Raw genomic sequence first — 20,201 nt, forward strand, 5'->3', positions numbered from 1 at the left:
CCCACCGGGGTCGGTACCGCGGAGGCGAACAACCCTTCGGTCAGCAGCGGGGCAGCGGAGGGAGCGCCGCCGTGGCCAAGTGGAAGCTCCTGCCGACTCCCTTGGACACTCCGATGTGCAGGTACGGGCCCCAGGTCCCGGCACCGCCCCACGCCTTGGTCATGGCGACGTACGAGCCGCTCCGAAGGTCGGCTGTGTAGGTCCGGTCGGCGACCCAGCTGACGGTGTCGCCGCTGACCTTCGGCCAGGTGATCGCGTTGCCTTCGGTCGAGCCGGCGACGAGCCGCGGCTCGGGCCAGCCCTGCCGCCAGGCCATGAGCCGGGTCCGATCGGCCGACGCCCATGCGAAGGTGCGTCCGTCGGACGACATCTCCTGCGGGTCGCGCAGCTCGGCGAGCTGCGGCGGTAGCAGGACCGGCTGGTGGGTCTCCACGTCGACCGCGACCAGCCGGGCAGGAGCGTCCTGGGCAAAGGCCTCGGGCCACATCAGCAGTCGCCCCGCGATCAGCGGCGCCCCCACGTGACCGACGTGGACGACCGTGGTCTTGCCCGTCCCGAGGTCATGGAGCCGGACCTCCCGGCGTCCGTCGCGCAGCGGGTGGAGCCAAGCCAGCGCGCGGTCGGTCGCGGTGACGAGGAGGAAGGGAGCGGCCGGGACCAGGCCGTCGCTCTCGTCGAGCCTGACGGGCCCACGTCGCCTGGTCGAGTCCCAGAGGAAGAGCTCCCAGTCGCCCCAGTTCTCCTGGGACCTAGGCCGTTCGAAGGCGACGTGCTCGCCGGCAACCCACACCATCGACACCCCGGGCGGGCGGACCCGTGCGATGGTCCGGGTCGACGCCTGCTCGGTCCACGTCAGCTGTGGGTCGGACCAACGGACCGATCCGATACCGGACATGGCGACGGTCCCAGTGGGCTCCAGCACCTTGGCCGACTTCCACGATGCGGGCATCATGGTCGCGCAGAAGGGTTGGCTGCCGCTGCTCGCTGTTGTAGTCGGCTTTGAAACCCGGGAAGACGTGGCCACCGTCGGCGTAGGTGACACGGCGCTTGGCGAACGGCCGGCCGTACCTGGGGAGGCTGTCGCCTGGCCGTCGCTGCCGGTGCACGCACCCAGCGCTAGAGCCATCGTGACTGCAGTGCACAGGTGCACCAGGCGAAGACGCGTCACAAGATCCCCTGACTGTCATGGTCCGGCCACGGTCTCGGCGATGAGGGTGGCTACTGGCGGACCACTAGCCGGGGCAGTAGACCACAGGACGTCTGCCCTGTCTCTGCAGCGCCCCGTGCGAACGGAGTGTCGAGCGGGGAACGCCGGAGCGACGGCTGGCGGCCTGGAATCAGGACGCGCACACGGCATACACCGTTGCCGAATACGACGAGGTGGAGAACCGCCACCCGCTGTAGCTCGAGTACGAGCCGTTGATCTGCTTGGCTGCGGCCTTCCACCCGTTGCCGTAGGGCATGGAGCCCGTCAGCACGTACTCACGGCTGGTGGACGAGCCGTAGTAGTTGTCAGGCAGAGCGGCAACTCCTCCGCCAGTCATCCGCCAACCGGACGGGCACGAAACAGTTCCCCAGCCGGAAACGGTCCTCGTCGTGTCGAAGTAGTTCACCGCCGCCTGCACTGCCGGCGGCGAGACCAGCAGACCGACCGCGATACCGACAGCAGTGAAACCGACGTACTTGACGCGCTGGCGCATGACGACCCCTCTCCCGCAGGACCGTCCCGCAGACCGGTCGAACACTAGGTCGCCCGAAACTGCTCCGCGTCCGGTTTCGCCGTATTCATCAAGTATCGGCGAGCACCGAATCCCGGCAATGCGCCGATTCCGACCCGCGTTTGCGCTGCCGCACATAGCCTCGCAGGGCCAACAGGGAACGCACAGGAACAGGGACATGAACTCACGCATTCGCTTCACCCTTGCCGTCGCCGCCGGACTTCTCACGCTCTCGGCATGCGGAGAGTCCGCACCTCAGAGCCCTACTCCCGTCGCGCTCGTCGACGCACAGCGGGCAGCCACCGCGACCACCACCACTGAAGCCGCCACCCCCACGACCACTCCGACGAGCACGCCCACGCCGACCGCCGACACTGCCGCCGCCGCCCGGGCCGCTGCAGCGGCAGCCGCGGCCAAGGCTCAGGCGGCTGCTCAGGCGAAGGCAGAGGCCGAGGCCAAGGCGGCTGCCGCAAAGGCCAAGGCCACGGCGGAGGCCCGCGCGAAGGCGGCTGCTGCAAAGGCCAAGGCGGAGGCTGCGGCGCGTGCCAAGGCCTCAGCCGCACGGGCAAAGGCCCAGGCCGCGGCAAAGGCGCAGGCCGCGTCGAGGGCTCGAGCAGCCGCCGCGAAGGCCAAGGCGGCGCAGGCGGCCGCGAGCGTCTACTACCCCAACTGCGCTGCGGTCCGCGCGGCCGGCGCTGCCCCGATCTACGCCGGTCAGCCCGGCTACTCGCACAAGCTGGACCGCGACGGCGACGGCATCGCCTGCGAGCGCTGACCGGCGAGCAATGCTGAGGGCCGGCGGCCCGGCAACGAGCCGGGGCCGCCGGCGTCAGCACCGGTGGGTCACGGCGTGCCCGGCGGGCCGTTCAACACCGTGGGCGCGTACTCCACCAGCTGGATCTTGCCGTCGAACGTACGGCTGTCCAGCATCTCGAGGGCGACGTCGGGGTAGCCGTCGTAGATCCGCTCCCGCCCGGTGGCTCCGGTGATGACGGGGAACATCACCACCCGAAACCGGTCGACGAGGCCCGCCTTCAGCAGCGACCGGCACAGGGCAACGCTGCCGATCGTGCGCATCGACCTGTCCCCGTCCTGCCGCATCTTGCGCACGGCCTCGACCGCGTCCCCGGCCACCAAGGTCGAGTTCGCCCACTCGAGTGGCTCGGTCAGCGTGTTCGAGCAGACGATCTTCGTCAGGCCGGTGAGCACATCGGTCCCCGGCTCACCCTCCTTCGTGAAGGAGTGCATGAGCCGGTAGGTGTTGGCACCCATCAGGACGAGGTAGTCCTGCTCCGGGCTCTCGCCGAGCCAGGCGAGGTACTCCGGCCCCTCGAGACCCCACCAGCCCGGCCAGCCCTCCGCGGACGCGTAGCCGTCGAGCGAGGTGATGAAGTCGATGACGAGCTCAGGCATCTGCCCTCTTTTGGTCGCACGCCCAGTGTGCGCCGGAGCCCCGGCTGTGCGGACGCGAGTCGAGCAAGCCATGTCGCACCCAGGGGAGCTCGTTCGTTGTACATCTGAGAGGCAGAGGATCAGCCGTCAGAACGGAGTCCCACCATGAGCAGAGCCTTCCGCTTCGGCGTCGTCGCGGCGGTCGCGGCGGACGTCCGGTCGTGGCGCGACCAGGTGCACCGCATCGCCGACCTCGGCTACTCCACCCTGCTGATGCCCGACGTGCCGCACTGGCAGCCCGCCCCCGCCCCGGCCCTCGCCATGGCCGCGGCCCAGACGAACCTGCGGGTGGGCACGTGGGTCTACGCGTCGCCCCTGCGCCCCGCCTGGCAGATGGCCTGGGAGGCCCACTCGATGACTGTGCTCACGGAGGGCCGCTTCGAGATGGGCATCGGCACCGGACGGCCCGGGATCGAGGACCTCCTCCGCGAGCTGGGCCTGCCCGTCGAGCCACCCGGTTCGCGGCTGGCCCGGGTGCGCGAAACCGTTACGGGGCTGCGAGACCTGGACGGCCCGGCGGTCCACACGCCGGTGGTCATGGCCGTTCGTGGACCGAAGGCGCAGGCGCTCGCGCTCGAGGTCGCCGACACGGTGACCATCGCCTCGATGGCAGACGACGGTCGTGACGCGATCACCGCCATGGCCCGCGCCCTCCGTCAGCAGCGGGACCTGGAGCTCGCGCTGCACGTCCCGGTCGTGGGCGACGCGGTCGCGCCCTTCATGGCGTCCGCGAGGGACACCGACCCCGCCGCGATGCGGGCCGCCGACTCGCTGGCCTACCTACCGGCCGACCCGGCTGCCGCCGCCGAGGAGATCCAGCGACGGCGTGAGGAGATCGGCTACTCGTACTTCATCGTCGGGTCCCACGCCGTCGAGGCGCTGGCGCCGGTGGTCGCCGAGCTCGCCGGGACGTGAGTGACGAGGCCTTCAGCCTCAACCGACGTATGCCGTGAAGCCCGTCGGGCGGATGACCCGCGCAGGCACCCCGGCGGAGATCGTGTCCGCCGGGACGTCCTTCGTGACGACCGCTCCCGCCCCGACAATCGCGCCGTCGCCGATCGTCACGCCGGGCACGACCGTGACGCCGGCTCCCAGCCAGACGTCGCGGCCGATCGTGATCGGCGCGGGCTCCATGTCGGCGCGGCGAGCCGGGTCGACGGCGTGGTTGAGCGTGGTCAGCGTCGTGCCGTGGCCGATGAGCGTGCCGGCACCGATGGTGATGCCGCCTGTGTCCTGGAAGCGGCACCCCAGGTTGATGAAGGCGTCCTCACCGAGGGTGAGGTTCTTGCCGAACTCGGAGTAGAACGGCGGGAACAGGCTCACCGACTCGGGCACCGGCTTCCCGGTCAGCCGGGACAGTAGCGCCCGCACCTCCTCGGGCGTCCGGTAGCCACCGTTGAGCTCGGCGACGACCGCGAGCGCCTCCTGGGCCGCGCCGTGCATGAACCGGTGCGCCTCCGAGCCGCCCTCGACGACCTTGCGAGCAGCCACGTGCTCGAGGAACTCCGGCAGTTCCATGCTCACTCCTTCCCACCCGCGGGCCAGCGCGCGGAACTCTCGGCACCCGCCGCAGCGGACGACATACTCACAGCGTCAGCAGCACCTTGGTCGCGGTCCGCTCGTCCATCGCCTTGTAGCCCTCGGCAGCCTTCTCGAGCGGGAGGGATAGGTCGAAGACCTTGCCCGGGTCGATCTTCCGGTCCCAGATGAGCTGGAGCAGGTGCGGCAGGTACTCGCGCACCGGCGCGGGGCCGCCGTGGAGGTGAACGCCGGCCATGAAGAGCTCGTCACCCGGGATGGCGACGTCGTGCGAGACGCCGACGAAGCCGACGTGGCCGCCCGGCCGCGCCGAGTGGATCGCCTGCATCATCGCCTCCTGGGTGCCCACGGCCTCGACGACGGAGTGTGCGCCGAGCCCGCCGGTCAGCTCCTTGACGCGAGCGACACCGGCCTCGCCGCGCTCCTCGACGATGTCGGTCGCGCCGAACTCGCGGGCGAGCGCCTGCCGGTGGGCGTGCCCGCTGAAGGCGATGATCCGCTCCGCACCGAGCTCCCGCGCGGCCAGCACGGCGAGCAGCCCCACGGCTCCGTCTCCGACGACGGCAACCGTCTTGCCCGGCCCCGCCTCGGCGGCCACGGCCGCGAACCAGCCGGTGCCGAGCACGTCGGAAGCCGCCATGAGCGAAGGGATGAGGTCGGCGTCCGGCTGGCCGGGCGTCGCGACGAGGGTGCCGTCGGCGAGCGGGATCCGCGCCAGCTCGGACTGCGTGCCGATGGTGCCCATGAGGACGCGGTGGGTGCAGTACGCCTGGTAACCCGCCCGGCAGATGTCGCACGTGTTGTCCGAGGCCCAGAACGACCCGACGACGAAGTCGCCCACCTTGACGGTGCGCACCTCGGAGCCGACCTGCTCGACGACCCCGACGTACTCGTGGCCCATCACCTGGTGGTCGACCGGCTCGGCGCCGCGGTAGGGCCACAGGTCGCTGCCGCAGATGCAGGTCGCCGTCAGGCGGATGATCGCGTCGGTCGGCTCGACGATCGTCGGGTCCTCGCGCTCCTCCACCCGCACGTCACCGGGTGCGTACATGACTACTCCACGCATCGCGTGTTGCTCCTTCAGCTCGTCTCGTCTTCGGGGCTCGTGGCCCACCTGACGAGTCAAGCCACCGCCGACACCGCGAGGAAGTCCCTGTCGAGGCACGTACTGACAGGGCACCTCTGAGGGCTCGGCGCGCGTGCGGGCCCGGCCTAGTCTCGACAGCGTGGACAACCGCCAGGAGGTGCGCGAGTTCCTGATGACCCGCCGCGCCCGCATCACTCCCGACCAGGTCGGCCTCCCCGTCGGCAGGGGCCGGCGCGTGCCCGGCCTGCGCCGCAGTGAGGTCGCGGCCCTCGCCGGGCTCAGCGTCGAGTACTACGCCCGCCTCGAGCGCGGCCAGATCGCCGGAGCCTCCTCCGGCGTGCTCGACGCCCTGGCTCGGGCCCTGCAGCTCGACGACGCAGAGCGCGCCCACCTGCTCGACCTCGCGAGGGCAGCGGACGGCATACCCACGTCCGGGCGACCGCGTCGCCGCGCCGCCGGCCGGCCGGCGTCGCGGTCCAGCCTGCAGTGGGCGCTCGAGTCGATCCAGGACGCCGTCGCCTTCGTGCGCGACCCGCACCAGAACCTGCTCGCCACGAACGCCCTCGGCCGCGCCTTCTACTCGCCCGTCATCGGCGAGGGCGGCCGGATGCCGAACCTTGCGCGCTTCCAGTTCCTCGACCCCGCCTCGCGCGACTTCTATCCCGACTGGGAGCTCTTCGCCGGGATGTGCGTCGGCATCATGCGCGCCGAGGCCGGCCGCGACCCGCACGACCGCGGCCTGCAGGACCTCGTCGGCGAGCTGTCCACCCGCAGCGAGGTGTTCCGCCGGCTGTGGAGCGCCCACGACGTGCGCACCCACGGCACCGGCACCAAGCGCTTCAACCACCCCGTCGTCGGCGAGGTGACCCTCGCCTACGAGGAGCTCGCCATCACCGCCGAGCCCGGCCTCGTCCTCATGGTCTACACCGCCGAGCCCGGCTCACCGTCGGCCGAGCGGCTCCGGCTGCTCGCCTCCTGGGCCGCCGACTCGGCGAGTCCCACGGCGACCACCGACACGCCAACGCCCAACCCTGAGAAGGAAACCCATGCAGATCACCCGTAGCTCCGTCGACACCGCCAAGGGCCCGAGCGACTGGTTCACCGGCGACGTCTACATCGACGCCGTGGCCGCCGCGCCCGCGCCGTCGCGCGTCTCGGCCAACCTCGTGCACTTCATGCCCGGCGCCCGCACCCACTGGCACCGCCACCCGCTCAGCCAGACCGTCTTCGTCACCGAGGGCGTGGGCCTCTGCCAGCGCCGCGGCGGCCCGGTCGAGGTCATCCGCCCGGGCGACCGCGTCCTCTTCGAGGCCGACGAGGAGCACTGGCACGGCGCCGCGCCCGGCCGGCTCATGGTGCACCTCGCCATCAACGAGGGCGACGCCGACCACGACGTCGTGCACTGGCTGACGCCGGTCACCGACGAGGAGTACGCCGCCGCACCGTCCACGGACTGAGCGCCCTCCGCTACCCACGGTCAACGACGCGGCCGTATGCCGAGGGGTCCGCGATCTGCGAGCTCTCGCGAACCTGAGAGAAACCTGAGAGTACGAATCTCTCTTACGCCTCCTCGCCCCGTGCGATGGTGAATCCGCCGGACTGGCCCTGCGGGGTGGACCAGCCAGGTGTGTCCCCGGGCTCGACCGGGCACCGGGATCGCGTCGCCGACCACAGACCCGGCCGGCACCGGCACCGCGCCATGGCGCGGGGAGGGGGCCACATGCGCCACCGCAGAGGGATCCACCTGTTCACCGTCTCCGCCGTCTCGGCCGGCGCGCTGGTCCTCGGGCCGACGCTGCTGAGCGCTTCGGCATCCACCGTCGTCCGCACCGACACCCCGGTCTCGGTGGACGCGCCGTACGTCAAGGCGAACGCCCGGCCGATCACGCCAGGCGACGCGATCTCCGCGTGCGGCGCCAACCGGCGCCAGCAGAACGAGCCGTCCGCCGCCATCGACGCGCGCGCTGCATCCATCGTCGTCGCCGGCTCCAACGACTACTGCACCGTCGAGCTCGCCGGCGGCACGTGGACCGGCTTCTACCGCAGCACCGACTCGGGCCAGACCTGGACCGACAGCCTGCTGCCCGGCTACCCGACCGACACCTCACCCGAGGGCAAGGCGAGCCCGCTGCAGCAGGCCGGGATCACCAACGCCGGCGACCCGGTTCAGGCGTGGGACACGAAGGGCCGTCTGTTCTACATGGGCAACGCCTTCAACCGCGTCGCCCCGCAGAACGGCTCGGTGTGGGTGGCCACCTACGACCAGGACGCCGCGCACTACGTCCGCACCGTCATCGTCGGCAAGGCCGGCCCCGCGCTCAACGGTCGCTTCAACGACAAGACCGCCATCGAGGTCGACCGCGGCGTCAGCAGCCCGCACCAGGGCAACGTCTACGCGGCGTGGAGCCTCTTCCAGGGCATCAACGGCAACAACTCGATCCAGTTCGTGCGCTCCACCGACCACGGCGCCACGTTCAGCCACCCGATGAAGATCTCGACCGGCTCGAAGAACGTGCAGGACGCAGACGTCACGGTGACGAGCAACGGCACGGTGTACATCGCCTACCGCCAGTTCGAGTCCAACCGCGGGCACCAGGAGACCTCGATCCAGTACGTCGTGTCACGCGACGGCGGCGCGACGTTCAGCCCGCCCGCCACGGCGGCCACCTTCGAGCCGTTCGACGCGGCCGACTCCGCGGGCAACCCTGCCGCGGCCGAGGCCGCGCACGAGAAGGCGTACCAGTCGGCCGACGGACCCGAGTCCGAGCCCGGCGAGCAGTCCGTGGGCGACAGCCGCGACTGCGGCTCCGGGCCCTTCGCGTGCCAGAGCGGGTTCGTCTTCTTCCGGCACGACAGCCAGCCGCGGATCACCGCCGACCCCAAGGCCGCGAACCAGAACGTCTACCTCGTGTACGACGCCACGATCCCCGGCACCGAGCAGGCGTCGCAGACCACCTACAACACGGCCGACCCGTCGGGCACGACCCTGCGCGTCGGGCAGGGCGGCGTCTACTTCACGCGGATGAGCGGCGGCAGCTGGTCGACGCCCACGCTCCTTGCGCCGACAACGCGCGGACACCAGTTCTTCCCCGACATCAACGCGGACGGTGGCGTGCTCCACGCGGTCTGGCACGACAGCCGCAACGATCCCGCCTACAGCGTCCAGTACCCGCCGGGCAACAACGGCGCCGTGCGTGACTCCGCCGGATTCGCCACCGCGACGGCCGGTCTCGACACCTACGGCGCGTCGTCGACGAACGGCGGCACCAGCTGGGCCGTCGCCCGCCTGTCCGGCAGCAGCCAGATGCCGAACTACGAGATGTTCGGTGACCGGCGCGTGCCCTTCCACGGCGACTACAACTACGTGTCGTCGGTGGGGTCCTTCGCCTACAACGTGTGGACCGACACCCGTCAGGTCGCGCCCGGTGACGACCCGCGCTACGCGGGCGGCGTCGGGTTCGACGTGCTCCAGTGCCGCACGCAGGACTCGACCGGAGCCTGGTCGGCCGACACCTGCCCCAACGCGGGCGGGCTCGACCAGGACATCTTCGGCGCCGCCACGACCGGCTGACGCCTGAGCCCACGCGGTGTGCCGCGGACGCCACCGGTGTCCGCGGCACACCGCTGTCGACACGTCGGTCACCGACGAGGAGTACGCCGCCGCCCCGCGGTCACGGACTGCGCGAGCGAGAGCTTCCTATGCGAGCAGCTCGTTCTCCATCGGGGTTCCGGCGGCGCGCGTAGCGTCGATGTAGCCCCGGCGTGACCTTCGCGGGTCCCCTCCAGGCCGGGGCCCGAACAGAAGGAAGTGCATCGGCATGAGCTATGGCGTCGTCCACCAGTTCAAAGGGGGCACCAAGGAGCAGTACGAGGCCTCCATCGGCGCGGTCCACCCCTCCGACGGGAGCCTGCCCGCCGGGCAGGTCTTCCACGCGGCGGGGCCGTCGGCCGACGGCTGGACCATCATCGCGGTCCACGAGTCGAAGGAGAGCTGGGAGAAGTTCCGGAACGAGATCCTCATGCCCCGCATGCAGGAGGGCATCCCGGGCGGCTTCACCGAACCTCCGCAGGAGACCGTCTTCGACGTGGTCAACGAGGTAGGAGTCCCGGCGTCCGCCTGAGACCCGCACGGCCGGCGGCTAGCCTGTGACGGAGGCTGGCCGCACGGTCAGCGGCCGAGCAGGAGGTGCGTGATGGCATACGACGTCGACTTCACGAACGTCTCGACGGTCGGGCTCGAGTCCTCGCCCGTGGCGGAGGCGCTGGCAGGCCTGCGCGCCAACGAGGCCCGCTACTTCAAGAACAAGTACGACCACACCTTCAGCACGCTCCCCGCCCACGAGGCCGACGACGTCGTCGACCACGTCGCCCGCATCCTCAAGGAGGAGCGCGACATCGTCATCGGGTCGCCGGCGCTCGAGGGGACCCAGTTCGAGGTCGACGGGATCCGCTGGTCCTACGTCTTCTACGAGTCGGGCCTGTCGATCAACGTGCTCTGGACGCTCGCCGACCAGGGCAAGCGCGCCGTCGGGTTCAAGCTCTCGGACGGCATGGAGGTGCCGCCGGAGCTCGACGGCTTCAAGTTCGCGCGGCAGAAGTCGAAGCTCGCCGGCACCATCCGCGGCTCGTACTTCGTCATCAAGGGCGACTACTGACACAGCCCCGCGGCTGGGGGCCCGCCCCGCGGCGTCGGTGAACCTGCTGGGAATGCGGCGCCGGACCCTGCGCAACGCCCTGACCGGGCACGATCTCCGCCTATCGTCGAAGGACGCCCGCCTCCTCCCGAGAGCGAGTCCCCGATGACGGCCGAGTCCACCGCAGCGGCACCCGAGGCGCTGCCCCGCGCCCGCGTGGACCGGGGCAGGCAGCCGCCCCGCTGGGCGGTCATCACGGTGGTGCTCGTCCTGGCCGTCCTCGTCACCGACCTGTTCGCCCAGGCGCTGTGGCCGCTGCTGCGCGCCGACGACTGGCCCTACCTGCTGCCGGCCCACACCCCCGGCACCATCGACAACTGGGCCAAGAACCTGCGCGAGGGCCGCTGGCTCAACTACCTCTGGTGGCTCGCGATCGGCCAGCACACGACCACGACGTGGGCGTCGGTGACGCACGTGACGGCATACGTCCTCTTCGTCGCGGGACTGTGGCGGCTGCTGTGGCGCGACGACCGGCGGACGCACTGGGCGGTGCAGGTGCTCGTCGGGCTGGCGCTCTTCGCATCGGTGACGTGGGTGCAGCTGCTCTACTGGCCGGCCACGCAGGTCTCCTCGGCGCTCGTCGCGGCCGCGGGCGTGTGGACCCTGCCGCTCGCGGCCCGCCGCCGCGGGCGGTTCGGCGCCTGGCTGCTCGTCGTCACGGTGCTGTCGGTGCTGAGCTACCCGCCGGTGGCCGCCGTCCTCTTCGTCGCCGCCGTCGTCCACCTCGGCCGTATGCCGTGGCGCCGGCTCCTGCTGCTCACGCTGGGTTGGGTGGGCAGCTTCGCCCTCGGAGTGGGCGTGATCTACACGCTCAACTGGTTCGCGTTCGGGCACTTCGGACTCGAGATCGCCGCTTGGCGGCACCCGAACCCGCTGCACGACCTCGCCAGCCTGCGCACCAACGTGCGCCGCGCCGCGAGCTCCGCCGCCGGCCTGCTGCGGCTGTCGCCGGTCGCCACGGTGGCCGGGGTGCTGGCGGTCGTCGCCGGACTGCTCAGCCCCGTGGTGCGGCCGCTCATGACGCGCCTGCTTGTCGCGCTGGCGGTGGTGGCCGGCCTCGAGGCGGCGCAGACCGTGGTCACCGGCGTCGCCACCGCGCCGCGGGGGGAGCTGTGGATCTGGCTCGCCCTCGTCCTGCCCGCCGTGCTGCTCCTGCGCGACCCGGGGGTCTGGTCGCGGGTCGGGATGGGCATGCTCGCGGTCCTGGCCGTCGTCGGGCTGGTCACGTGGCGAACCGACGTGGTCGGCCACCAGCAGACCCGGCAGCAGTACGACGCGATCGTCGCCGCGGCGACGAGGCCCGGGCCGGGCGGGTCGCGGCCCGAGGTCGTCTTCTACCAGGACCACGAGGGGCGTACGCACCTGCCGGGCCAGACGATGGCCGGGGTGCTCTGGATGATGGTCCGCCAGGGACAGGACCGGGTGCCGCGCTGGTGCCGTGGAGCCGAGTGCACGCAGATCGCCCGGGCCGCGGCCGGCTCTGACGGGTTCGTCGTGCGGGTCGGCTCGGTCGTCGGCGTCGTCGTGCCGCCGCCACCGGACTGGGTCAAGGGCTGAGCCCGGGTACGGCTGCGCCCGAGTCCCGAGTCCCGGGTGGCGGCGGCCGCCGGCTGCTCGACTACTTGACCGAGCCGGCCGTGAGGCCGCCGACGAGGTGCTTCTCGATGATCGCGAAGAGGATGACGACCGGCACGACCGCGATGACCGAGGCCGCGAAGAGCTGGTCCCAGTGCTGCTCGTAGCCGGTGATGTAGGCGCGCATGCCGACCGTCAGCGGCTTCTTGTCGTCGTCGATCATCAGCGTCAGCGCCACGACGTACTCGTTCCAGGCCGCGATGAAGGTGAAGATCGTCGCCGTCACGAGCCCCGGCAGGGTCAGCGGCAGCATGACCCGGCGCAGCACCTGCCAGCGGCTCGCACCGTCGAGCGAGGCCGCCTCCTCGACCTCGAGCGGGATCGAGGAGAAGAAGCCGTGCAGGATCCAGATCGCGAAGGCGAGGTTGAACGCCGCGTTCGTGATGATCAGCGCGCCGTAGGTGTTGATCATGTTCAGCTCGAAGAACTGGCGGTAGAGGCCAACGACGAGCGAGGTCGGCGCGAACATCTGCGTCACCAGCACGAGGAACAGGAACGCGCCGCGGCCCGGGAAGCGGTGCCGCGCCGTCATGAACGCCGCCGGGATCGCCACGAGGACGACGATGACCGTCGAGCCGCTCGCCACGATGAGCGAGGTCTTGAGCCAGTTGAGGAACCGGTCGTCGCCGAGCACCTGCGCGTAGGTGTCCCACTGCCAGACCTTCGGGAAGATCGAGGTCGGCGTGCTCTTGACGTCGGTGCTCGTGCGCAGCGAGTCGAGCACCATGATCAGGTACGGCGAGAGGAACACGAAGGCCACGAGCGCGCCGCCGACGGCCATCCAGGCGCGCCTGCGCCGCTTCGGGTCGTGGCCGTGCGCGACCGCCTGCTCCTGGGCCGGAGGCGGGCCGGGTGCGACCGGCGCGGCAGCCGTCGTGGTGCTCATCGCGTCGTCTCCTCGCGCACGTTGATGATCCTCAGGTAGATGGCGACCACGACCAGGATGAGCAGGACGTTGAAGATGCCGGCAGCCGCCGACATGCCCACGTCGTGCTCCTGGCTCTTGAAGGCCAGCTTGTACATGAACGTGATCGTCGTGTCGTGGGCGTAGCCCGGGTTGCGGTCGTTGAGCGTGTAGACGATCGGGAAGCTGTTGAAGACGTAGATGACGTTGAGCACCGTGGCGACCATCAGGGCCGGGCGCATCAGCGGCAGCGTGATGTTCCAGTAGCGCTGCCACGGGCTCGCGCCGTCGACGGTCGCGGCCTCCATGACGTCGTCGGGGATCGCCCCGAGGCCGGCGATGAAGACGAAGATCGTGAACGGCAGCGACACGAAGATGCCCACGACGACCATCGAGAACATCGTCCAGCTGTCGTTGCCGAGGAAGTCGATCGGCGTGCTGATCAGGTGCAGCTTCTGCAGCACGTAGTTGATGACGCCGTAGTTGTAGTCATAGAGCAGCACGAACAGCTGGCTCGTGATGACCAGCGAGGCCGCCCACGGCACGATCACCGCCCAGCGCACGAAGCGGCGGCCCGGGAAGCTCTTGACGAGGAACTGCGCCAGCGCCAGGCCGATGACGATCGTGAACGCGACGACGGCCACCACCCACACGACGGTGTTGCGCAGCACCTGCGCGAGATCGGGGTGCTCGAGGACCTTCTGGTAGTTGGTCCACCCGGCGTCGCCGGTGCGCAGCCCGGTGATGGAGTACTTCCCCTGCGAGGCGTCGAAGAGCTTGATCGCCGGGTAGAGCACGACCCCCACGATGAGCGCGAGCGCCGGCGCCAGCCAGAGGAGGGCGACCAGCGGGTGGACCCGGCCGATCCGCCCCGCCCGCTTGCGGCGGGAGGGACGAGACGGCATACGCGAGCGCGTGGCCCCCGCCCCCGCCGAGTCGGCGGGAGCAGGGGTCACGGCAGTGCTGTCACTCATCGTGGGGAGCTCCGGGTCAGCCGGCGTTCTCGGCGGTCTTCTGCAGGTCGTCGAGGACGGCCTTCGGGTCGCCGCTCATCGCCTTGCCGAGGTTCTGCTGGACGGCGAGCTTGACCTTGTCCCACGTCGGGTCGTCGGTCGGGGTGAGGCGCGCGTTCGGCAGCGTGTCGAGGTAGACCTTGAGCTTCGGGTCGCTCTGGAACTGCTGGACGCCCGACTTCGTGACCGGCAGGAAGCCCTCGGCCTTGATGAAGGTGTTGACCTGGTCGGGCTGGTAGTAGAGGTCGTAGAAGGCCTTGACCGCCGCCTGGTTGCCCGGCTTCTTGAACGCCATCAGGTAGTCGGTGACGCCGAAGGTCTTGCTCTCGGAGTTGTCGTTGGTCGGGAACGGCGCCACGCCGTAGTCGACCTTCTTGTCCTGGTCGAGCGCGCCGGCGAGCGGGCTGAAGCCGACGACCATGCCGGCCTTGCCCGACTTGAACAGGTCGAACGCGTCAGCGCGGTTGGTGCGGGCCGGGTTGTTCTGCGTGACCTTCTCGTCGGAGAGCTTCTTGAGGAAGGTGAGCGTCTGGACGTTCTTGTCGCTGTTGATCGTCCACTTGCCGTCGGTCTTCCAGTCGCCGCCGTTGTTGAACAGCCACATGGAGAACTCGCCCTGCGACTCCTCCGGGCCGAGCGGGAGGGCGTAACCGACGTTGCCGGTCGCGGCGATCTTCTTCGCGTCGGCCTCGAGCTCGTCCCAGCTCTTCGGCGGGTTCGCGATGCCGGCCTGCTTGAAGAGCGTCTTGTTGTAGAAGAGCGCGCGGGCCGAGGACAGGTCGGGGAAGCCGTAGAACTTGCCCTGGTAGGTGCCGTACTTGACGAAGGTGTCGAGGATGTCGCTCTTGGCGCTGGCCGGCAGGACCTCGTCGGAGCTGTAGAGCAGGCCGTCCTTGGCGTAGCTGGCGTACGCGTTGAGGTTGAGGATGTCGGGGGCCTGGTTGTTCTGGATCATCGTCGAAGACTGCTGGTCGATGTTGTCCCAGCTGACGATCTGCACGTCGAGGGTGTTGCCCGTCTTCTGCTTGTACGTCTGGGCGAAGGCGTCCCAGAACGCCTTGGTGTGCTCCTTGGAGTACTCGGCCGCGACGAGCTTGATCGTCGTCGGGCCCTGGCTGCCGCCCGAGGCGTTGCCGCCGCCGCCTGCTGCGGACCCGGCGCCGGTGCCTCCACCGCACGCGCCGAGGGCGAGGCCTGCGATGGCCATCCCCGCGACGACCACGGACTTCTTCGTGGACCTCATTGTCTCTCCCTTGGTTCGGTGTGGGCCGGTGGCGTCGGTGCCGATGCCTCCCCTGGCCGCAATGGTGCCAACCTAGATCGGCATCGATGTGCATTCAAGAACAATCATGACCGAATCTCCATTGATTCGATCACAAACACGCATCACTGGGGGCCGAACACGCCTGTGGGTTCCGTCAGACCTCGTGCACCTGGACGCCGGCGGCGCGGATCGCGTCCACCTCGTCCCGGTCTGCGCCCACGGTAGTGACGAGGTGGTCGATGCGCTCGACGGGGCAGATGGAGGCGAAGGTGCGGGCGCCCAGCTTCTCGGCCGTGGCCACGCAGATGACCTCCTTGGAGCGCTCGATCATCGTGCGGATGATCGCCGCCTCGTCCTCGTGGCGGCAGGTCGCGCCCTCGCGGGACGACAGCGCGTTGACGCCGACGATGGCGACGTCGATCCACAGCTGCTGGAGCACGAGGGTCGCGAGCGGGCCGGTCACCTCGTAGGACTCCGGGCGGGCGACCCCACCGAGCGACACGCACTGCACGTGGGGGCGCAGCACCGCCTCGGTGGCGATGTTGAGCGCGTTGGTGACGAGCGTGATCTCCTCGTCGACGACGAGATCCTCGCGCGCGGTGATGGCACGCGCGGTGGCGGTGGTGGTGGTGCCGCCGTTGAGGCCCACCACCTGGCCCGGGTGCACCAGGGCGGCCGCAGCCGCGGCGACGCGGGCGCGGTCGTCGTCGGCGCGGGTGCTGCGGTAGCGGTAGGGCAGCTCGTAGGCGACGCTCGTGGCGACGACCCCACCGTGGTTGCGCGCGACGAGCTGGCGCTTGGCGAGCTCGGAGAAGTCGCGCCGGATCGTCGCCTCGCTGACGCCGAGGAGCTCGGCCGCCTCGCTCACGCCGAGCCGGCCCTGCGTCGCCAGCCGGTCGAGCATCGTGGACCAGCGACTGGCGCGACTGGTGGCGAGATCGCTGTCTTGGCTCACGCCCCGACGATACCGTGCAACCCGAGCAATAGACATGTGCAACTCTGCGCGTTTAGGCTGCAAACCAAGCACACACAATCACCCACCTGTCGTGCCGCGCTGCGGCGTCGACGCCCGAGCCTCCGGAGCACCCATGACGCAGTCCACGCACCTCGCCCGCGAGATCGCCACCCAGGCCGACGACTGGGAGCGCGTCGTCGGCCGCCTCGGCGACCTCGCCGCCCACCTTCCGCAGCCCGGCGAGCGGGTCGCGACGATCGGTTGCGGCACCTCGTGGTTCATGGGGCAGGCGTATGCCGCCCGCCGCGAGGAGCTGGGCCAGGGCGTCACCGACGCGTATGCCGCCTCCGAGCACCGTCTCGCCCGTGGCTACGACCGCGTGGTCCTCATCAGCCGCTCCGGCACCACGACCGAGGTCATGGAGGTGCTCGACGGGCTGCGCGCGGCCGGCACGCCGCACGTCTCGCTCGTCGCCACCCCGGGCACGCCCATCGCCGAGCAGTCCGACGCCACGATCCTGCTCGACGACGTCGACGAGCAGAGCGTCGTGCAGACCCGGTTCGCCACCTCGGTGCTGGCCCTGCTGCGCGCCTCGCTCGGCGACGACCTGGCGGCGGTGGCCGAGCAGGCCCGCGCGGTGCTCGCGGAGGACGGCGACACGGCATACGGCCCGCTCGTGGGTGCCGAGCAGGTGACCTTCCTCGGGCGCGGGTGGTCCAACGGCATCGCGAACGAGGCGGCGCTGAAGCTGCGTGAGTCGGCGCAGTTCTGGTCCGAGTCCTACCCCGCGATGGAGTACCGCCACGGCCCGATCAGCATCGCGGCGCCCGGCCGGGTCGTGTGGGCGTTCGGCGAGGTGCCGGAGGGGCTGCGCGAGCAGGTGGAGGCGACGGGCGCGCGGTTCGAGCACCGCGACATCGACCCGCTCGCCGACCTGGTGCGCCTGCACCGGCTGTGCCTCGCCAAGGCCGACGCCGAGGGCCTCGACCCCGACGCCCCCCGCAACCTCACCCGCAGCATCGTCCTGAGCTGAAGATCCCCACGCACCCTTCATCGTCGAAAGGCCACGAACGGCCCCTCCGCGAACGTCGAAAGGCCACGAGTGGCCCGGGCCAGACGTGGCCTTTCGACGGTTGAGGAGGGGCCAGACGTGGCCTTTCGACGGTTAAAGAGGGGCCAGACGTGGCCTTTCGACGGTTAAAGAGGGGCCAGACGTGGCCTTTCGACGGTTAGGGGGTGGCGAGGAGGCGCATGAGCCTCGCGGCCTCGTCGGTGACGGCGTCGCGAGCGGCGCCGAGGTACTTGCGGGTGTCGACGGTCGGGGATGACTCGAGCCGCTCGGTCATCGCCCGCGTGAACACCTGGTTGAGGTGCGTCGCGATGTTGACCTTGACCATCCCAGCCCGCACGGCGGCGACGAGTCCCTCGTCGGGCACGCCGGACGAGCCGTGCAGCACGAGCGGCACCGGCACCGCCGCGCGCAGTGCCGCGATGAGCTCCGTGTCGAGCTGCGCCGTGCGGTCGGTCATCGCGTGGCTGCTGCCGACGGCCACCGCGAGCGCGTCGACGCCCGTGTCGGCGACGAACCGCGCCGCGTCGTCGGGATCGGTGCGCACCCCGGGGGCGTGGACGCCGTCCTTGCCGCCCACCTCACCGAGCTCCGCCTCCACCGAGACCCCGGCGGCCCGGCACAGCTCGACGACCTTCCTGGTCACCGCGCGGTTCTCGTCGTCGGAGAGCTTCGAGCCGTCGAACATCACCGACGTCATGCCCAGCCGCACCGCCTCCTCGACGAGCGCGGCGTCCTCGGCGTGGTCGAGGTGCACGACGGCCGGCTGCGAGCAGGCGTCGGCGATGGCGAGCGTCGCCGCGGCGATCGGCGCGAGGGAGCCGTGGTAGCGCACGCAGTTCTCCGAGATCTGCATGACGACGGGCAGGCCGACCCGCTCGGCTGCGGCGGCATACGCCTCGGCGTGCTCGAGCTGGATGACGTTGAAGGCCGCGACGGCCCGTCCGGCCGCGGCGGCGTCGGCGAGGACGGGCGTCAGGGGTGAGCGGCTCACAGGGGGATCTCCTCGATCTCGACGGTGGGGAGCAGGCGGGCGACATCGGCGGGGTCGACGGCGCCGGCGACGGGCTGGAGGACGGCTGCGGCCGACCACGCCACGCCGCGTCGCAGCGCCGCCGCCCAGACGTCCCGCCCGCTCGGCAGGTCCCCGCCCGCTTCCAGGTCGGCGGCCAGCGAGGCGGTCAGCGCGTCACCGGCGCCGGTGGGGTTGCCGGAGAGCGGCCGGGGCAGCCGGGCCCGCAGCGCGACGTCGTGCCCCAGCGAGTCGTGCACGAGGACGAGCCCGTTGGTGCCGTCGCTCACGACGGCCGAGCGGGCGCCGGCCGCCACGAGCGCCCGGGCCGCCTGCGGGACCGACGGCACGTCGCCGCGGCCCAGGCTGCTCAGCGAGACGGCGGCCTCGACCCGGTTCGGCTTGACGAGGTCGGGCCCGGCGGCGAGGGCTCGCGTCAGATGGGGCCCGCTGATGTCGAGGACGACGCGCAGACCCGACTCGTGGGCCAGCAGCGTGACCCGGCGGGCGAGCTCGGTGTCGGCGCCGGTCGGGAAGCTGCCCGAGACCGTGAGCACGGACGCCTCCGGCGCGAGCGCCGCGATCTCCTCGCAGAGCCGGTCCCAGACCCGCTTCGACTCGGGCACCCCCGCCTCGTTGAAGAGCGTGGCGCGTCCGCCGGCCTCGACGACCGCGACGGAGCGCCGGGTCGGGCACGGGGAGGGCACGAGGCGGTGAGGCACCCGCCGGGCGTCGAGGTCACGGCGGAAGAGGTCGAGGTCGAGCTCGCCGACCGGGGCCACGGCCACCGCGCCAGATCCCATCGAGGTCAGCACGGAGGCGACGTTGAGCCCCTTGCCGCCGGCCCGCTCTGTGACCGAGGTGACGCGGTGGGACTCCCCGAGCGCGATGGCCGGGACGGCATACGTCAGGTCGAGCGCCGGGTTCGGCGTGACGGTGATGATCATCGGCCCACGAGGTCCAGCGCGATGGTGGCAGCGCCGAGGCAGCCGGCCCGGTCGCCGAGCGCGGCGGCCTCGACGGCCACCTCGGCGCGCCGGCCGAGCCGGGCTCGCAGCGCCGCCCGCAGCGGCTCGAAGAGGGTGTCGCCGGCGCGCGCGAGTCCGCCGCCCACGAGAACGAGCTCGGTCCCGGTCGCGGCCACGACGGGTGCGACCACGGCGGCGAGCGCGTCGACCGCCTCCTGCCAGACGCGGCAGGCCTCGGGCTCGCCCGCCTCGGTCCGGCGGGCGACCTCCTCGGCGTCGCCGGTCAGCCCGGTCGCCGCAGACCACCGGCGTCCGATCGCCCCGGCGCTCGCGACCGCCTCGAGGCACCCGCGCTCGCCGCAGCCGCAGGGCGGGCCGTCGGGGACCACGACGACGTGACCGATCTCGCCGGTCCACTGCGACCCGGTCACGAGCCGGCCGCGGCTCAGCATCGCGCTCGCCAGGCCGGTGCCGAGCGGCACGAAGAGCACGTTGTCGGCCTCGCGCGCGGCTCCGAGCCGGTGCTCGGCGAGCAGGCCCGCGCGTACGTCGTGGCCGACCGCGACGGGCACGTCGACGGAGGCGGCGACGCTGCCGTGCAGGTCGAGGTCGGTCCACCCGAGGTTGGCCGACCAGACGCCGATGCCCTTCTCGTCGTCGACGAGGCCCGGGACGACGAGCCCGACGGCGAGCAGCTCGACCGGGTCGCCGGCCTGGCGCACCAGCCGGTCCACCGCCTCCGCGGCGACCGCGCCGAGCCGGTCGCCGACCGCGGGGGGCGTGAGGTGCACCGCTTCGGCGAGGACGGCGCCGTCAGGGCTAACGAGGGCCGTCTTGATCCGGGTGCCGCCCACGTCGATCCCGACCACTGCTTCACGCGTCACGGTGCGC

21 protein-coding genes are annotated in these 20,201 nt (G+C 71.2%); 9 read left to right on the forward strand and 12 right to left on the reverse strand.

The features are described 5' to 3' along the window. Nucleotides 1–40: 40 nt before the first annotated feature. Nucleotides 41–895 (reverse strand): hypothetical protein, encoded by an 855-nt coding sequence (locus AB0316_RS01280; RefSeq protein WP_366269774.1) that lies wholly within the window; start codon nt 893–895, stop codon nt 41–43. Between the two features lie 442 nt (nt 896–1,337). Beyond that, entirely contained in the window at nt 1,338–1,700 is a 363-nt protein-coding gene (locus AB0316_RS01285) for a hypothetical protein (RefSeq protein ID WP_366269776.1), read from the reverse strand. A 196-nt stretch (nt 1,701–1,896) separates the two neighbouring features. On the opposite strand from AB0316_RS01285, the gene AB0316_RS01290 reads away from it, so the two are divergent. Then, nucleotides 1,897–2,493 (forward strand): excalibur calcium-binding domain-containing protein, encoded by a 597-nt coding sequence (locus tag AB0316_RS01290; RefSeq protein WP_366269778.1) that lies wholly within the window; start codon nt 1,897–1,899, stop codon nt 2,491–2,493. Nucleotides 2,494–2,561: 68 nt separating this feature from the next. On the opposite strand, the gene AB0316_RS01295 is transcribed toward AB0316_RS01290, so the two are convergent. Continuing rightward, nucleotides 2,562–3,131 (reverse strand): dihydrofolate reductase family protein, encoded by a 570-nt coding sequence (locus AB0316_RS01295; protein ID WP_366269780.1) that lies wholly within the window; start codon nt 3,129–3,131, stop codon nt 2,562–2,564. Between the two features lie 144 nt (nt 3,132–3,275). Between AB0316_RS01295 and AB0316_RS01300 the strand changes: the two genes are divergently transcribed. After that, nucleotides 3,276–4,085 carry an LLM class flavin-dependent oxidoreductase gene (locus AB0316_RS01300; protein ID WP_366269782.1) on the forward strand — a complete coding sequence of 270 codons (810 nt, stop codon included), beginning with the start codon at nt 3,276–3,278 and terminating at the stop codon, nt 4,083–4,085. 18 nt (nt 4,086–4,103) lie between these two features. Here AB0316_RS01300 and AB0316_RS01305 read toward each other — a convergent pair whose 3' ends face one another. Continuing rightward, nucleotides 4,104–4,688, reverse strand: a complete 585-nt coding sequence (locus AB0316_RS01305; protein WP_366269784.1) for a sugar O-acetyltransferase — start codon at nt 4,686–4,688, stop codon at nt 4,104–4,106. Between the two features lie 67 nt (nt 4,689–4,755). Continuing rightward, on the reverse strand, nt 4,756–5,775 hold the full coding sequence (locus AB0316_RS01310) for a zinc-dependent alcohol dehydrogenase family protein (protein ID WP_366269786.1): 1,020 nt from the start codon (nt 5,773–5,775) through the stop codon (nt 4,756–4,758). Between the two features lie 160 nt (nt 5,776–5,935). Here AB0316_RS01310 and AB0316_RS01315 point away from each other — a divergent pair, with 160 nt between their 5' ends. The 6 genes from AB0316_RS01315 to AB0316_RS01340 all read left to right on the forward strand — a co-directional run bounded on the left by AB0316_RS01315 (nt 5,936) and on the right by AB0316_RS01340 (nt 12,047). Continuing rightward, the gene (locus AB0316_RS01315; RefSeq protein ID WP_366269788.1) at nt 5,936–6,859 is read left to right on the forward strand and encodes a helix-turn-helix transcriptional regulator; all 924 of its coding nucleotides are present in this window, start codon (nt 5,936–5,938) and stop codon (nt 6,857–6,859) included. After that, nucleotides 6,843–7,253: a cupin domain-containing protein gene (locus tag AB0316_RS01320; protein WP_366269790.1), complete on the forward strand. Its 411-nt coding sequence runs from the start codon at nt 6,843–6,845 to the stop codon at nt 7,251–7,253. Before AB0316_RS01315 ends, AB0316_RS01320 begins: the two co-directional genes overlap by 17 nt. Nucleotides 7,254–7,516: 263 nt before the next feature. Beyond that, nucleotides 7,517–9,367 (forward strand): sialidase family protein, encoded by a 1,851-nt coding sequence (locus tag AB0316_RS01325; RefSeq protein ID WP_366269792.1) that lies wholly within the window; start codon nt 7,517–7,519, stop codon nt 9,365–9,367. Between the two features lie 247 nt (nt 9,368–9,614). After that, nucleotides 9,615–9,917 carry a hypothetical protein gene (locus tag AB0316_RS01330; protein WP_366269794.1) on the forward strand — a complete coding sequence of 101 codons (303 nt, stop codon included), beginning with the start codon at nt 9,615–9,617 and terminating at the stop codon, nt 9,915–9,917. A 72-nt stretch (nt 9,918–9,989) separates the two neighbouring features. After that, nucleotides 9,990–10,451, forward strand: a complete 462-nt coding sequence (locus tag AB0316_RS01335) for a phage tail protein (RefSeq protein WP_366269796.1) — start codon at nt 9,990–9,992, stop codon at nt 10,449–10,451. A 144-nt stretch (nt 10,452–10,595) separates the two neighbouring features. Further along, a complete protein-coding gene (locus AB0316_RS01340; RefSeq protein WP_366269798.1) occupies nt 10,596–12,047 on the forward strand; it encodes a hypothetical protein in 1,452 nt (483 codons plus the stop codon). Nucleotides 12,048–12,108: 61 nt separating this feature from the next. On the opposite strand, the gene AB0316_RS01345 is transcribed toward AB0316_RS01340, so the two are convergent. From AB0316_RS01345 to AB0316_RS01360, 4 genes are all read right to left on the reverse strand, one after another. Continuing rightward, complete coding sequence (locus AB0316_RS01345; protein WP_366269800.1) at nt 12,109–13,011, reverse strand: carbohydrate ABC transporter permease; 903 nt, start codon at nt 13,009–13,011, stop codon at nt 12,109–12,111. Continuing rightward, the gene (locus AB0316_RS01350) at nt 13,008–14,003 is read right to left on the reverse strand and encodes a sugar ABC transporter permease (RefSeq protein ID WP_366269802.1); all 996 of its coding nucleotides are present in this window, start codon (nt 14,001–14,003) and stop codon (nt 13,008–13,010) included. Before AB0316_RS01350 ends, AB0316_RS01345 begins: the two co-directional genes overlap by 4 nt. Nucleotides 14,004–14,019: 16 nt before the next feature. Beyond that, entirely contained in the window at nt 14,020–15,285 is a 1,266-nt protein-coding gene (locus tag AB0316_RS01355; RefSeq protein WP_366269804.1) for an extracellular solute-binding protein, read from the reverse strand. Between the two features lie 175 nt (nt 15,286–15,460). Beyond that, nucleotides 15,461–16,261, reverse strand: a complete 801-nt coding sequence (locus AB0316_RS01360) for a DeoR/GlpR family DNA-binding transcription regulator (RefSeq protein ID WP_366269806.1) — start codon at nt 16,259–16,261, stop codon at nt 15,461–15,463. A 133-nt stretch (nt 16,262–16,394) separates the two neighbouring features. Between AB0316_RS01360 and AB0316_RS01365 the strand changes: the two genes are divergently transcribed. Then, nucleotides 16,395–17,294 (forward strand): SIS domain-containing protein, encoded by a 900-nt coding sequence (locus tag AB0316_RS01365; protein ID WP_366269808.1) that lies wholly within the window; start codon nt 16,395–16,397, stop codon nt 17,292–17,294. A gap of 196 nt (nt 17,295–17,490) precedes the next feature. Here AB0316_RS01365 and AB0316_RS01370 read toward each other — a convergent pair whose 3' ends face one another. The 3 genes from AB0316_RS01370 to AB0316_RS01380 are packed head-to-tail and all read right to left on the reverse strand — an operon-like array spanning nt 17,491 to nt 20,194. Further along, nucleotides 17,491–18,324 (reverse strand): class II fructose-bisphosphate aldolase, encoded by an 834-nt coding sequence (locus AB0316_RS01370; protein ID WP_366269810.1) that lies wholly within the window; start codon nt 18,322–18,324, stop codon nt 17,491–17,493. After that, nucleotides 18,321–19,289: a hexose kinase gene (locus AB0316_RS01375; RefSeq protein WP_366269812.1), complete on the reverse strand. Its 969-nt coding sequence runs from the start codon at nt 19,287–19,289 to the stop codon at nt 18,321–18,323. The genes AB0316_RS01370 and AB0316_RS01375 overlap by 4 nt, the downstream gene beginning before the upstream one ends. Then, nucleotides 19,286–20,194, reverse strand: coding sequence for an ROK family protein (locus tag AB0316_RS01380; protein ID WP_366269813.1), 909 nt, complete (start codon nt 20,192–20,194; stop codon nt 19,286–19,288). Before AB0316_RS01380 ends, AB0316_RS01375 begins: the two co-directional genes overlap by 4 nt. Nucleotides 20,195–20,201 lie beyond the last annotated feature (7 nt).

The organism is Terrabacter sp. NPDC080008 (assembly GCF_040702505.1).
Classification (GTDB): domain Bacteria; phylum Actinomycetota; class Actinomycetes; order Actinomycetales; family Dermatophilaceae; genus Terrabacter.